The sequence below is a fragment of the Kitasatospora phosalacinea genome, from assembly GCF_000717185.1.
In the GTDB taxonomy this organism is placed as follows: Bacteria; Actinomycetota; Actinomycetes; order Streptomycetales; family Streptomycetaceae; genus Kitasatospora; species Kitasatospora phosalacinea_A.
In genome coordinates this window covers 44,125-57,201 of the sequence record NZ_JNYE01000032.1, presented here as the reverse complement: position 1 = coordinate 57,201, position 13,077 = coordinate 44,125, and the positions used below count along the sequence as shown (strand labels likewise).

Genomic DNA, 13,077 nt, shown 5'->3' with positions numbered 1-13,077 from the left:
CGTACGAACCCCGTCCGGCCCGCCCGGACGGTCAGCGGGCCGCCGCGAACCGGTCCCGGCGGCGGGCAGGCACCGGGGGGCCGAGGCCCCGGTTCCCGGCCGGGGCGGCCGGTGACCGGGGCAGCCGGGTCAGTTGTCGAGGAAGCGCTCGACGGCCCGGAGGGTCGGGATGTCGGTCAGGAAGCCGAGGTGGGTCTGGCAGGGGACGAGGTTGTTGGCGGCGCCGTCGAGCCGGGTGCTGGTGTAGGGGACGATGATGCCGTCACAGGGCGAGTACCAGGTGGCGTACTGCGTGTCGCCGGGGGTCTCGTCGCCCGCGTTGAGCGTGGCCAGGAACAGGGAGCCGGGGAACATCTCCACGCAGGACGGGTTCACCAGGCAGGCGCCGGCCGCGGTGGTGCCGTGGTTCGCGCCCGCGATGGAGGCGAGGTGGCGGACGTAGGGCTGGCCGCCGAGCTTCTTGACGTACCAGTCGCTGACCAGGCCGCCCATGGAGTGGTTGACGATGTCGACCTGGTGCGCGCCGGTGGCGGCGAGGACCTGGCGCACGTAGGCGGCCAGGCCGGCGGCGCTGACGGCGTTGGACTGCGACCAGTTGTACTGGTAGGCGAACAGGTCACCGGACGAGTAGCCGTCGGCCACGAACAGGGCTTCCGCGGCGGCCCAGTTGGAGGCGTTGCCGACGAAGCCGTGGACGAAGACCACGGGGGTGCGGGTGCTGGTCGTCGCCGCGTGGGCGGCGCTGGTGGACGTGCCGGGCACGGCGAGCACCACGGCCGTGAGGACGGCGAGCAGGGCGGTACGCAGGCGTCGCACAGGTGGATCCTCTCTCCCTGCCCCCGGACGGGGGACGGATGGCAGGAGTGTGCGCGTGCCCGGCCCGCTGCGGACCGGTGGAACCACCGGTCCTCCGCCCGGCTCGACCGCGCCACCCGTCGCCGTCGTCGCCGCCACCCGTCGCCGCGGCCGCCGTCGGAGCGTGGCGAACACGCGTCAACTCCCTTCCGCTCCCTGGCCTCCCCCCGCACACTGCGGTCATGGACAGCGAGAGCGACAGCACCACGGCCGCCCGTGCGCCGGTCCGCCTGCACGGCCGCGCCGAGGAGCAGCGGAGACTGCACGACACGCTCGCGGGGCTGCGCGCGGGGCGGGGCGCCGCCGTCGTGGTGACGGGCGAGCCCGGCAGCGGGCGTTCGGTGCTCCTGGCCGCCGCCGCGGGTTCGGCGGCCGGGTGCGCCGTGCACCGCCTCGGGGGCGTCGAGTCGGAGGCCGCGCTGCCGTGGGCGTGGTGCCAGCGCCTGCTGCTGCGCCTGGCCGAGGACCTCCCGGCGCCCCCGGGCGGGGAGACGGGCGTCCTGACGGACGTCCTGGCGGGCCGCTGCCCGCCGGAGGCGGCCCCGGCGGTGGCTTCGGCGCTGCGCGCCGTGCTGGCGGCCTCCCCCGCCGGGCGCCCGTTGCTGCTGTGCGTGGACGACGCGCACCGGCTGGACCGCGTGTCACTGCAGGTGATCGGCCTGCTCGCCCGCCGGGTGCACGGCCTGCGGGCCGGCCTGCTGCTGACCGCGGTCACCGGGCACCCGGCCCTCGCAGCCCTGGACGGGATCGACACGCTGCGGCTGCCACCGCTGGACGACGCCGCGGCCCGCCTGCTGCTGGCGGACGCGGCGCCCCCGGAACGTCCGGACGGCCTGTGTCCGGCGACCGCGGCCGAGGCGCTCGCCCTCGCGGCCGGCAACCCGCTGGCGCTGACCGAACTGGCGGCCGCCGCCCGCGCCGACGACCGCCGCGGCCCGCTCGTCCTGCCACCGGACAGCAGGTGGCGGGCCGACTGCGGCCGACGGTTCCGTCAACTGCCCGACGGCGCCCGGGCCGTGGTCGCCGCCGTCCTCGTCGGCGGCCCGCTCGCCCCGGACGCGCTGCACACCGCCGCCCGCCGGGCGGGGTGGCACCCCGGCGCCGTCGACGCGGCCCTGGCCAGCGGGCTGGTCGCGCCCGCCGAGGACGGCACGACGGCCGTGCCGGGCCGGTTGCTGCGCCAGGTGCTGCGCGCCGAGGTCCCCCTGGCCGACCGGCACGCCGCGCACCGCCTCCTGGCCGACGTGCTCGACCCCGGGCGGTTCCGGCCGCACCGGGCGCTGCACCGGCTGGCCGGTGGCACGGGACCGGCCGAGCGGGCCGCCGCGGAGCTGGAACGGGCGACCGACCGCGCCGACCACCGTACGGCCGACGCGGTGCTGGAGGACGCGGCCGACTTCGCGCCGCGGCCGGGGCTGCGGGAGCGGTGGCTGACGCTGGCGGCCCGGCACGCCTTCCTGGCCGGCGGGAGCGAGCGCAGCCGGGCGCTGCTGCACCGGGTGCCGCCGGAGGGCGTGCCCGCGGGCACGCACGCGGTGCGGAGCCTGGCCGAGGGGGAGCTGCTGCTGCGCGACGGCGCGCCCTCCGAGGCGTACCGCCACCTCTCCCTGGCGGCCGGCCTGTTCCCGGACGACTGCCGCGAGTCGGCGGCTCGCGCGCTGATGCTGGCCGGTGAGGCCGCCTTCCTCGCCGGCGACTTCGCCGGGTACTCCGCGCTGGCGCAGCGGGCGCGGCCCCTGCGGCACGCCGACGACACCCCCGCCGCGCACCTGGTCGCCGACCACTTCGCGGGGATGACGGCCACCTTCGAGGGGCGGTACGGGGAGGCGGGCCGACTGCTGCGGAACGTGATGCGGCTGGCCGGGGGCGCTGCCGATCCGTACTGGGCCCTGTGGGCCGCACAGGCCGCGTACACCCTGGGCGACGCCGCCCGCGCCCACTCCTTCGCCGCCGCCTCGGCCGACGCGGCCCGCCGCCGGGGCGAGGCCGCCCTGGTGCCCGCCGCGCTCGTGTACCAGGCCCTGGCCGCGCTGCTGACCGACCGCTGCGCGGCGGCCGAGGAGGCGGCCCTGGACGGGCTGCGGCTGGCCCGCCGGACGGGGCAGCGCAACCTCGCGGTGGACCACCTCGCGGTGCTCGCCCTGGTGTCGGCGCTGCGGGGCGACGGGGAGGACGCGGCGGCCAGGGTGCGGTCCGTCACCCGGCAGGTGTCCGCCTGGGGGCTGGGCCGGCCGGCCGCGTTCGGCCGCTGGGCGTCCGCCTGCGCCGACCTGGCGGACGACCGGCCCGCCGACGCGCTGGCCCGGCTGGCGGGCATGGCCGAGGACGCCGTCGGCCGCCAGACCAACCTGGTCATCCGCCAACTGGCCACCCCGCACTTCGTGGAGGCGGCGGTGCGCTGCGACCGGCGCGCCAACGCGGCCGAAGCGCTGCGGGGCTACCACGCCTGGGCCGCGAGCGGGACGAGCGCCGCCCGCCTCGCCCTGGCCCACCGCTGCCACGCGCTGCTGGAGCGCGACGACGCGGCGGCCGACGAGCAGTTCCGGCAGGCCGCCCTGCTCCACCAGCGGGACGGTGCCGTACTGGAGTTGGCCAAGACCGAGCTGTTCCACGCCCACCGGCTGCGCCGGGCCCGCAAGCCGGGCCCGGCGCGCGAACTGCTGCAGGAGGCGGTGCAGATCTTCCAGCGGTTCGACGCCGCCTCCTGGACCCGGCGGGCCACCGCCGAGCTCCGCGCCACCGGCGCCCGGACGCGCTCCCCCGGCGACCGCGGGGGCGGAGCGGCCGCGGAACTGACGCCGCAGCAGGCGCGGATCTGCGAGTTGGTGGCCCGGGGCGCCACGAACCAGGAGGTCGCCGACGCGCTGGTGCTCAGCGTCCGCACCGTCGAGTACCACCTGAGGAACGTCTTCACCCGGCTCGGCGTGCGCTCCCGCGTCGAACTCGCCTCCTGCTTCCGCTAGGCCCCGTCCGGTCGGCAGTCGCTCCGGCGGGCACGAGGCGGGTGGCACCTGCGACCCCCCGCCGTGCCGTCCGACGCGGGCCCCTTGCACCGGCTGCCCGTCCACGGGTTAACTACCACTGCTAGTTTAATGGGGAGCGGACGCCGAGGAGCACCGGATGGAGCACTACGCGGACCAGTACATCGGGGGCTGCTGGCGGCCCGCCGCCGGGCCGGACACCATCGTGGTGCTCGACCCGGCCACCGAGCAGCCGATCGCCACCGTTCCGGCGGGCACCGCCGCCGAGGTGGACGCGGCAGTGGCCGCCGCCCGCGCCGCCGCCCCCGGCTGGGCCGCGAGCACCCGCGAGGAGCGGCTCGCCGCACTGACCCGGCTGCGCGACGGCCTGGCCGCCCACCGGGCGGAGATCGCCGCGACCGTCACCGCCGAACTCGGCGCCCCGGCGCGCTTCGCCGACGCGGTCCAGGCCGGCACCCCGATCGCGGTGGCTTCGGCCTTCCTGGACGTCCTCGCCGGTCACGCCTTCGAGGAGGAGGTCGGCAACTCCACCGTCCGCGCGGAGCCCGCCGGGGTGGTCGCCGCCATCACCCCGTGGAACTACCCGCTGCACCAGATCGTCGCCAAGGTCGTCCCGGCCCTCGCGGCGGGCTGCACGGTGGTGCTCAAGCCGTCCGAGGAGACCCCGCTGACCGCCCGGCTGTTCGCCCGCCTCGTCGACGCGTCCGGCCTGCCGCCCGGCGTGTTCAACCTGGTCACCGGCCTCGGCACGGTGGTCGGTGCGGCGCTCGCCGCCCACCCCGGCGTGGACGTCGTCTCCTTCACCGGCTCCACCGCCGTCGGCCGCCTGATCGGTGAGAGCGCCGGACGCGGCCTCAAGAAGCTCTCCCTGGAACTCGGCGGCAAGTCCGCCTGCGTCGTCCTGCCGGGCGCCGACCTGGCCCGCGCGGTCAACGCGACCCTCGCCAACGTCTTCGCCAACTCCGGCCAGACCTGCACCGCCTGGACCAGGCTGCTGGTCCACCGCGAGCAGTACGAGCAGGCCCTGGCGATCGCCGCCGCCACCACCCCGAAGTACGTCCCCGGCGACCCGTCCGATCCGGCCACCCGGGTGGGGCCGCTGGTCAGCGCCCGCCAGCGCGAGCGCGTCCAGGAGTACCTCGCGGGCGCCGTCGCCGACGGCGCCCGCCTGGTGGCCGGCGGCCCGGGCGCCCCCGAGGGGCTGGACCGCGGCTACTACGTCCGCCCCACCGTCCTCGCCGACCTGGCCCCGGACGCCCGGGCGGTGCGGGAGGAGATCTTCGGCCCGGTGCTGGTGGTCCTGCCCTACGACGACGAGGAACACGCCCTCGCCCTCGCCAACGGCACCGAGTACGGCCTCGCCGGTGCCGTCTGGGCGGCCGACGACGGGACCGCCGTCGCCTTCGCCCGCCGGATGGAGACCGGCCAGGTCGACATCAACGGCGGCCGCTTCAACCCGCTCGCCCCCTTCGGCGGCCGCAGGAGCTCCGGCGTGGGCCGCGAACTCGGCCGGCACGGCCTGGAGGAGTTCCTCCAGACCAAGTCGCTCCAGTTCTGACCCCCGCGGCCTGCGCGCGCCGCCCGCGCCGCGGGTCTCCGCCGGCACCCGGAGTGCGGCGGAACGGCACCGAGAACACCCCCCGAAGTCCACCGAGAACACCACCGAGGTGACCGCCATGGTCCGTGCCGCCGTCCTGCGCTCCGCCGGAGCCCCGCTGGAGATCACCGAGATCGACCTGCCCGACCCCGGACCGGGCCAGGTCCGCGTCCGGCTCGCCGCCGCCGGCGTCTGCCACTCCGACCTGTCGATCGCCCGCGGCATGCTCCGCGCCGCCTTCCCGCTGGTCCTCGGGCACGAGGGCGCGGGCACCGTCGTCTCGGTCGGCGACGGCGTCACCTCAGTGGCGCCCGGCGACCCGGTGGTCCTGAACTGGGCCCCGGCCTGCCGCGCCTGCCCGGCCTGCGCGATCGGCGAGCCCTGGCTCTGCGAGAACTCCGGCGCCGCGTCGACCGGCCACTACGCCGTGCTGCCGGACGGCACCGGGCTCCACCCGGGACTGGGCGTCGGCGCCTTCGCCGAGGAGACGGTCGTCGACCGCCGGGCCGTCCTCCCGCTGCCCGCCGGCGTGCCGCTCGCCTCCGCCGCCCTGCTCGGCTGCGCCGTCCTGACCGGCTACGGCGCGGTGCACAGCGCGGCCCGGGTGCGGGAGGGGGAGTCGGTGGTGGTGTACGGGCTGGGCGGCATCGGCCTGGCCGTGCTCCAGGCCGCCCGGCTCGCCGGGGCCTCGCCGCTGGTCGCCGTCGACGTCACCCCGGAGAAGGCGGAGCTGGCCCGCCGCCACGGCGCCACCGAGTACCTGCTCGCCGACGACTCCACCCCCGCGGCCGTCCGGGCACTGACCGGCGGTCGCGGCGCCGACCACGCCTTCGAGTGCGTCGGCCGCGGCGCGACGATCCGCTCGGCCTGGTCCGCCACCCGCCGCGGCGGCCGCACGACGGTGGTGGGCATCGGCGGCAAGCAGGACACGGTCTCCTTCTCCGCCCTGGAGCTCTTCCACTACGCCCGCACCCTGACCGCCTGCGTCTACGGCAACTGCGACCCGGACGAGACGGTGCCGGTGCTCGCCGCGCACGTGCGCGGCGGCCGCCTCGACCTGGACGCCCTGATCACCGACCGGATCCCCCTCGACGGCATCCCCGCCGCCTTCGAACGGATGGCGGCCGGCCGGGGCGGGCGCTCCCTGGTGCTCTTCGAGCACTGAGGCCGAGCGCCGCCGCCGGGCAGGAACTCCGGACCGCCGTCCCGTCCAGCCGTCCCGTCCCGCCGTCCCGTCCCGCCGGAGTCCGACCGGCCCCGGTGGAGTCCGACGACGCGGCGGGCACACGGGCGCGCCGCCGTGCGCCCGCCGCGTCCGCGGATCAGTCGACGGCGTCGAGGACCTCGCCGAGGTCGACGAACTTGAAGCCGGTGGCCTCGCGGTCGCCGTCGCCGGGGGTCTCCCGGCCGTCCTGGACGACGAGCAGGCCGTGCGGGTAGCGGGTGCCGAGCGGGGCATTGAGGGCGGCGGCGCCGTCGCAGACCTCGGAGCCGTCGAGGGCGGTGGAGGCCGCGGTGATCCGGAAGGCGCCCTCGTACTCGTTGTCGTCGTCGCGCTCGCGGTCGTAGGCGACGAAGGTGTCGTCGCCCTGGCTGGAGGCGAGCAGGTAGCCGTCGCCGTCCGCCTCGGTGACCAGCGTCAGGCCCTCGACGTCGGCCGTCAGGTGCTCGCCGCCGTAGCCGGGGTCGGTGCCGGGGGTGCACTCCTCGGTCTGCGCGTCGTACGCACCCGGGACGCCGTACTCGCGCACCTTGTCGATCAGCACCGGGGTGCCCGTCAGGCCCGCGTCGACGCGCCAGATGCCGACGTCCTCCTGCCCCGCGTACAGGGTGCCGTCGGAGGGGTCGACGACCATGCCCTCGACCTGCGGCAGTTCGCCGGGCTCGGCGCAGGGGGTCCAGGTGGCGCCGTCGGGCAGCCGGAAGGAGGACGGTAGGTCGAGGGTGCGCACCTGGCGGTAGTCGACGGTGCCGGCGGGGGTGGCGAGCAGTTCCAGCAGCGCGATCCGGGTGCGGTTGCGCTGGCTGACCAGCGCGTAGGAGCGGCCGGTGGCGCGGTCGGTCCAGGTGGCCAGGCCGTACGCGGTCCGCTGCTCGTTGGTCTCGGCCTGGTCGGCGGAGAAGACCGGCCGCGCTCCCGGGTCGGTGACGTCGGTGAGCGGGCCGCCGGGCCCGTCCCGGTCGATGCGGTAGATCCGCAGCCGGTCGTTGCCGCGGTCGCTGACCACCGCGACGTCGGTGCGGGCGCCGCCGAGTCGCAGGCCCCGGACCAGGTCGACGTTGTTGAAGCGGCCGGGCTTGTCGTCCTCGCCCGGTCCGGCCGGGGCGGGGATCGACTGGACCTGCCGCGCGTCCAGGTCGTAGACCCGCAGGCCGCCCTGCTTGGCGGTGGCGATCACCAGGCTGCGGCCGGGGTCGGCGGCGTTGCGCCAGATCGCCGGATCGTCCGCGTTGGCGTTGCCGCCGGCCTCGTCGTCGAACAGCGGCGCGGTCTCGGCCTTCGCCCGGACGGCCGGGATCCCGGAAGCCCGGGCGGGGAGGGCGAACGAGGCCGCCAGCGCCGTGCAGAGCACGAGGGTCGAGATGCGGGCCGCCGGACGTGTCGTCATGGTCGTTCCTTCGTCGAGGTTCTACCTGGCGGGGACGACGCTCTCCGGGCCGCTCGCCACGACCGCGACCGGCTCGTGTCCGGCGGGTGAACACCCGCGAAACCCTCGGACGGCGGGATTCCCCGTACCGGTTGCCGCCGGACGCCTTGACGAGCTGTCAGGTACAGGTGTTCACTGCAGCGGGCAGCCCCGGGCGGGGGCGCGGGCTCTTCTCCCCGGCATGTGCGCCGTGCCCTCCGAGCAAAATTGTTAGCGCTAACAATCCATTCGATCGGAGACGGGATGAGAACCCGACGAAACGGCCCGCGCCGACGGGCGGCCTGGGTGGCGACCCTGGTGGGAACACTGCTCGCCGGTCTGCTGGCCGCGGTGACGCCCCTGCCCGCGGCGGCGGCCACGGTGGACACCGGCACCTGGTACGTACTGGTCAACCGCGGCAGCGGCAAGGCGATGGACGACTACAACTTCGGCACCGCCGACGGCTCGTCGGTGGTGCAGTGGGCGCGGTCGAACGCCGACAACCAGCAGTGGCGCTTCCTCGACTCGGGCGGCGGCTACTTCCGGCTGCAGAACCGGCACTCGGGGAAGGTGCTGGACGTCCAGGGCCGGTCGACGGCCGACGGCGCGCCGGTCGTGCAGTGGACGGACCTGAACGGCACCAACCAGCAGTTCCGGCTCGCTGACTCGGCGGACGGGTACATCCGGCTGCTCAACCGCAACAGCGGCAAGGCGGTCGAGGTCCAGAACGCCTCCACGGCGGACGGCGGAAAGGTGGTGCAGTACCAGGACTGGGGCGGCGCCAACCAGCAGTGGCAACTCGTCCCCGTCACCGGCGGCGGCACGGGGACGTTCGCGAACCCGGTCCTCTGGGAGGACCTGGCGGACGGCGACATCATCCGGGTGGGCGACACCTACTACTACTCGGCCTCGACGATGCACTACTCGCCCGGAGCGCCCGTCCTGCGCTCCTACGACCTGGTGAACTGGGAGTTCGCCGGCCACTCGGTGCCGAGCCTCGACTTCGGCTCCGCCAAGTACGACCTCAGCGGGGGACAGGCGTACGTCAAGGGGGTCTACGCGTCGGCCCTCAACTACCGCCCCAGCAACCGGAACTTCTACTGGATCGGCTGCGTCGAGTACAACCGGACCTACGTGTACACCGCGACGGCGGTCGACGGCACCTGGCAGAAACGCTCGCAGATCAACAACTGCTACTACGACGCGGGCCTGCTCGTCGACGACGACGACACCATGTACGTCGCGTACGGCAACACCACGATCAGCGTCGCGCAGCTGTCCGCCGACGGCCTGAGCCAGGTGAAGGCCCAGCCGGTGTTCACCTCGCCGTCGAGCGTCGGAACCATCGAGGGCTCGCGCTTCTACAAGCGCAACGGCAGCTACTACATCTTCGTCACGCACCCCGCCAACGGCCAGTACGTCCTCAAGTCGAGCAGCCCCTTCGGCCCGTACGAGATGCACCAGGTCCTGCTCAACCTCCCCGGGCCGATCGCCGGCGGCGGGGTGCCGCACCAGGGCGGACTGGTGCAGACCCAGAACGGCGACTGGTACTACATGGCCTTCGTCGACGCCTACCCGGGCGGACGGGTCCCGGTGCTGGCACCCGTGACGTGGACGGCGGACGGGTGGCCCGTCCTGCAGACCGTCAACGGCGCCTGGGGGGCGTCCTACCCGCGCCCGAACATCCCCGCCTCCTCGCACACCGTCAAGCCGCCCACCGGCAGCGACGCCTTCACGACGGCCGCCCTCGGCCCCGAGTGGGAGTGGAACCACAACCCGGACAACACGAAGTGGTCCGCGGGCAACGGGCTGCGCCTGCAGACCGCGACCGTCACCGGAGACCTCTACGCGGCCCGCAACACGCTCACCCACCGCATCCTCGGGCCCTCCTCCACCGCCACCGTCCAGCTCGACGCCTCCGGGATGCGCGACGGCGACCGGGCCGGGCTGGCGATGCTGCGCGACTCGTCGGCCTGGATCGGGCTCAGACGGGACAACGGCGTGACCCGGCTGGTCATGACCAACGGCCTGGCCATGGACGGCAACTGGAACACCACGAGCACCGGGACCGAAGCGGCGAGCGCGGCCGTCACCGGCAGCCGGATCTGGCTGCGCGTCAACGCGGACATCCGGCCCGGCACGGGCCGGCAGGCACTGTTCTCCTACAGCACCGACGGCGTGAACTTCACCCGGCTCGGCCCCGGCTTCACCATGGGCAACGCCTGGCAGTTCTACCCCGGCTACCGCTTCGCCGTCTTCAACTACGCGACGCAGGCGCTCGGCGGCTCGGTGACGGTCAACCGGTTCGACCTCACCACCCCCTGACAGCGCGCTCCCGCCCGTCCGGCGCGACGCCGCCATGACGCGGCGTCGCGAACGGTCGGCGGACTCCCCGGACCAGCAGGAAGCGGCGCAGCACGGTCATCGGGTCCGGGGGGCGCGCCGGCCGGCTCACGGCTGTCCGTCGGAGAAGCGGTGCGCCTCCCGGCCGAGTTCGGCGAGCGGCCCTTGCGGTCGGTGAAGGACCGGGTGGGGGGCCGGAGTCGGCGCGGACCCGCCTTCGCCGCCGCGGCACCGCCGACCGGAGCGACCGCCCGGCGGCCCGCCACCCGGTGCGCGAGGCCGCCGGCCGCCCCCCGCACCCACTTCCCGACTCCCCCGCCACCGCCACCGCCGAGCCGACCGCCTCGGGCCCCCGCGGCCGGGCGGCGGTGGCCGGGGAGCACGTCCAGCGCTGCTCCCCACTGCTCCCCGCGCCCGCGGGGTGGTTCTGCCAGCGACCGGGGTTGTGGTGACTGTGAGTGTGTTCAGCCGATCCGGCCGAGGTGAATGACGATGATGGTGACGGTGGTCCGGTGATCTCGTACATCACGCGGTAGTGGCCCACATGCATCCGGCGGAGGTTCGCGGAGCCGTACTCCGCGCTGCCCGGTGGCCGCGGGGAGTGTGCGAGCAGGTCGACGGAGTCCACGAGCTGCCGCAGGCCTTCCGGGTCGTCCTTGAGGAACCGGGCGGCGGCGTTGACGGCCGACACCTACGCTCGCCTGCGACGACCGGATCACCGCCGCCCTCACCGACGCCACTGCCAAGTCCCCCTCGCTGTCGCATCCGTGAGAGCACCGCCGACCAGGACCGCCAGGTCCGGCGAAAATCCCTACCGGTGCTCGGGGTTCTCGAAGTCGAAGCGGCAGCCCGCGTCCCACTCGGAGCGCTGGTTGCCGTGCACCGGAATCCCGCCCGCGTCCTTCAGCATCCGCGCCAGGTGCAGCTGGTTCCACGTCATGAACGTGGTGTTCCGGTTCGTGAAGTCGTTCTCCGGCCCGCCCGAGCCCTCGTCCAGGTAGGAGGGCCCCGGCCCGGCCGGACCGACCCAGCCCGCGTCCGCCTGAGGCGGGATCGTGTACCCCAGGTGCTGGAGGCTGTACAGCACGTTCATCGCACAGTGCTTCGCGCCGTCCTCGTTACCGGTGATCAGGCAGCCGCCGACCCGGCCGTAATAGGCGTACTGGCCGTGCTCGTTGAGGACCGACGAGCAGGAGTACAGCCGCTCGATGACGCGCTTCATGACGGAGGAGTTGTCTCCCAGCCACACAGGCCCGGCTAGCGTAAGGATGTCAGCGGCCATCACCTTCGAGTAGATGACCGGCCACTCGTCGCTCTCCCACCCGTGCTCCGTCATGTCCGGCCACACGCCGGTCGCAATGTCGATGTCGACGGCCCGAAGGACTTCGACCGACACGCCTTGGCGTTCCATGATTCCCGTGCTGATGTCGATGAGCCCTTGGGTGTGGCTCCGTTCCGGCGATCGCTTCAGCGTGCAGTTGATCACCAGGGCTCGAAGGTCACCGTACGACGTGCCAGGCGCGGGCATGGCTTCCTCTCCTTCTGCTGCTGCTCAGGTCGTTCGGGTCAGCTCACCAGCCACGGGTCCGACCGGCTGACAGGCTCACCCGGTCGGACCGTGATCCCGCTCCAACGGCTCAGCCGAGGACGAGCACCGGCTCGTGGTACGTCACTTGCACGCCGTCGGACGTCTCGAAGCAGCGGGACTCGATCCTGAGCTCGCATCGCAGCGACGCCCGGCCCTCCGCGAACGCCCGCAGTACGGGTTCCAGCGTCCACGACGAGGTGGCGAACTCGAACACCCCGAACGAAGGCGCCTCGGTCAGCCGGAACGCGATCTTGATCTCGGGCTTCGCGCCGTGGCCGGACCTGGCAGCAGAGCGCTTCTCCGCCAGGCCCGTACCGCAACCGCGCTGCTTGGCGCCGAGAGCAGCAGGGCGGTGGCAATTCCGGTGACCCACCCGAACCTTGCCGTTGCCCCGGACGCCCCGGTGCACCATCCGGAACGAGATCGGCTCGGCTCCCCGCATCGTGATCGAGAGGGGATCAGCTCCGGTCCTCACCATGCGGGTGGGCGAGGAACCGCGGGGGTCGGCTTCGTCGGTCCTGCCGCCCGGCGCCGAAGCGACCGCAACTGCGCCCTCTCGGCTGCAGGTGACGAAGCACCACCCTCCCCCGGCCATCACGCTGATCCGCTCAACGGCCGCCGGAAGACCGGATGTCGCACAACGGTACGTCGCCACAGGACGCCTCCTCACCTCTCGTCGAGTGGTGAGAGCATCCGGATCCGGCGCGGTTTGGCTCGGCCGTCTCCCCTTGTCTCGAAGCCCGGCCCAGCCGGGGACCGGCCCGCCGCGGTGTGAAGGCGGCAGGCCGGCCGTGCCGGCCTGCCGCCCGGCCTGGCGCATCGGCCGCGCGACACGGCGCCGCCCGCACCGTTCACGGCCTTGCCAGAGGGTGACGTGGACGCGCGGGGCTCCGTAGCTTCCCCCTGAGTGCGGCATGGATCTCGGTGATCTCCTAGGTCAGCTCGGCGTCGCGGACGGCGCGGGGCCCGGGTTCGCCGTTGCGGCGGGCGTAGAAGGCGGCACGGGAGACCCTGAGCAGTTCACACGCTCGTTTGACGCTGTGGCCTGCCTGCTGCTCCGCCTCGATGAACGGGTGGACCGTCACC

8 protein-coding genes and 3 pseudogenes are annotated in these 13,077 nt (G+C 74.5%); 5 read left to right on the top strand and 6 right to left on the bottom strand.

Annotation, left to right across the window (positions count from 1 at the left end; translation table 11 throughout):
• Nucleotides 1-129: 129 nt before the first annotated feature.
• Nucleotides 130-816, bottom strand: coding sequence for an esterase/lipase family protein (locus tag OO57_RS16195; RefSeq protein WP_033253172.1), 687 nt, complete (start codon nucleotides 814-816; stop codon nucleotides 130-132).
• Nucleotides 817-1,037: 221 nt separating this feature from the next.
• Between OO57_RS16195 and OO57_RS16190 the strand changes: the two genes are divergently transcribed.
• The 3 genes from OO57_RS16190 to OO57_RS16180 all read left to right on the top strand — a co-directional run bounded on the left by OO57_RS16190 (nucleotide 1,038) and on the right by OO57_RS16180 (nucleotide 6,598).
• The gene (locus OO57_RS16190; RefSeq protein ID WP_033253171.1) at nucleotides 1,038-3,818 is read left to right on the top strand and encodes a helix-turn-helix transcriptional regulator; all 2,781 of its coding nucleotides are present in this window, start codon (nucleotides 1,038-1,040) and stop codon (nucleotides 3,816-3,818) included.
• 157 nt (nucleotides 3,819-3,975) lie between these two features.
• Nucleotides 3,976-5,394, top strand: a complete 1,419-nt coding sequence (locus tag OO57_RS16185; RefSeq protein ID WP_033253170.1) for an aldehyde dehydrogenase family protein — start codon at nucleotides 3,976-3,978, stop codon at nucleotides 5,392-5,394.
• Between the two features lie 118 nt (nucleotides 5,395-5,512).
• Nucleotides 5,513-6,598, top strand: a complete 1,086-nt coding sequence (locus tag OO57_RS16180) for a Zn-dependent alcohol dehydrogenase (protein ID WP_033253169.1) — start codon at nucleotides 5,513-5,515, stop codon at nucleotides 6,596-6,598.
• Between the two features lie 157 nt (nucleotides 6,599-6,755).
• Here the strand turns inward: OO57_RS16180 and OO57_RS16175 are convergent, their stop codons facing one another.
• Entirely contained in the window at nucleotides 6,756-8,042 is a 1,287-nt protein-coding gene (locus tag OO57_RS16175; protein WP_033253168.1) for a phytase, read from the bottom strand.
• A gap of 282 nt (nucleotides 8,043-8,324) precedes the next feature.
• On the opposite strand from OO57_RS16175, the pseudogene OO57_RS47385 reads away from it, so the two are divergent.
• Nucleotides 8,325-8,849 (top strand): annotated as a pseudogene (locus tag OO57_RS47385) (RICIN domain-containing protein); the annotation flags it as partial.
• Nucleotides 8,850-8,888: 39 nt separating this feature from the next.
• Nucleotides 8,889-10,385, top strand: a pseudogene (locus tag OO57_RS16170) (family 43 glycosylhydrolase); the annotation flags it as partial.
• Between the two features lie 482 nt (nucleotides 10,386-10,867).
• On the opposite strand, the pseudogene OO57_RS45550 reads toward OO57_RS16170, so the two are convergent.
• The 4 genes and pseudogenes from OO57_RS45550 to OO57_RS43860 form a co-directional block, all read right to left on the bottom strand.
• Nucleotides 10,868-11,094 (bottom strand): annotated as a pseudogene (locus OO57_RS45550) (type II toxin-antitoxin system RelE family toxin).
• A gap of 120 nt (nucleotides 11,095-11,214) precedes the next feature.
• Entirely contained in the window at nucleotides 11,215-11,931 is a 717-nt protein-coding gene (locus OO57_RS16165) for a flavodoxin family protein (protein WP_033253166.1), read from the bottom strand.
• 109 nt (nucleotides 11,932-12,040) lie between these two features.
• Nucleotides 12,041-12,646 (bottom strand): hypothetical protein, encoded by a 606-nt coding sequence (locus OO57_RS40405; protein WP_063737573.1) that lies wholly within the window; start codon nucleotides 12,644-12,646, stop codon nucleotides 12,041-12,043.
• Between the two features lie 277 nt (nucleotides 12,647-12,923).
• Nucleotides 12,924-13,076 carry a hypothetical protein gene (locus tag OO57_RS43860; protein WP_158715139.1) on the bottom strand — a complete coding sequence of 51 codons (153 nt, stop codon included), beginning with the start codon at nucleotides 13,074-13,076 and terminating at the stop codon, nucleotides 12,924-12,926.
• Nucleotide 13,077 lies beyond the last annotated feature (1 nt).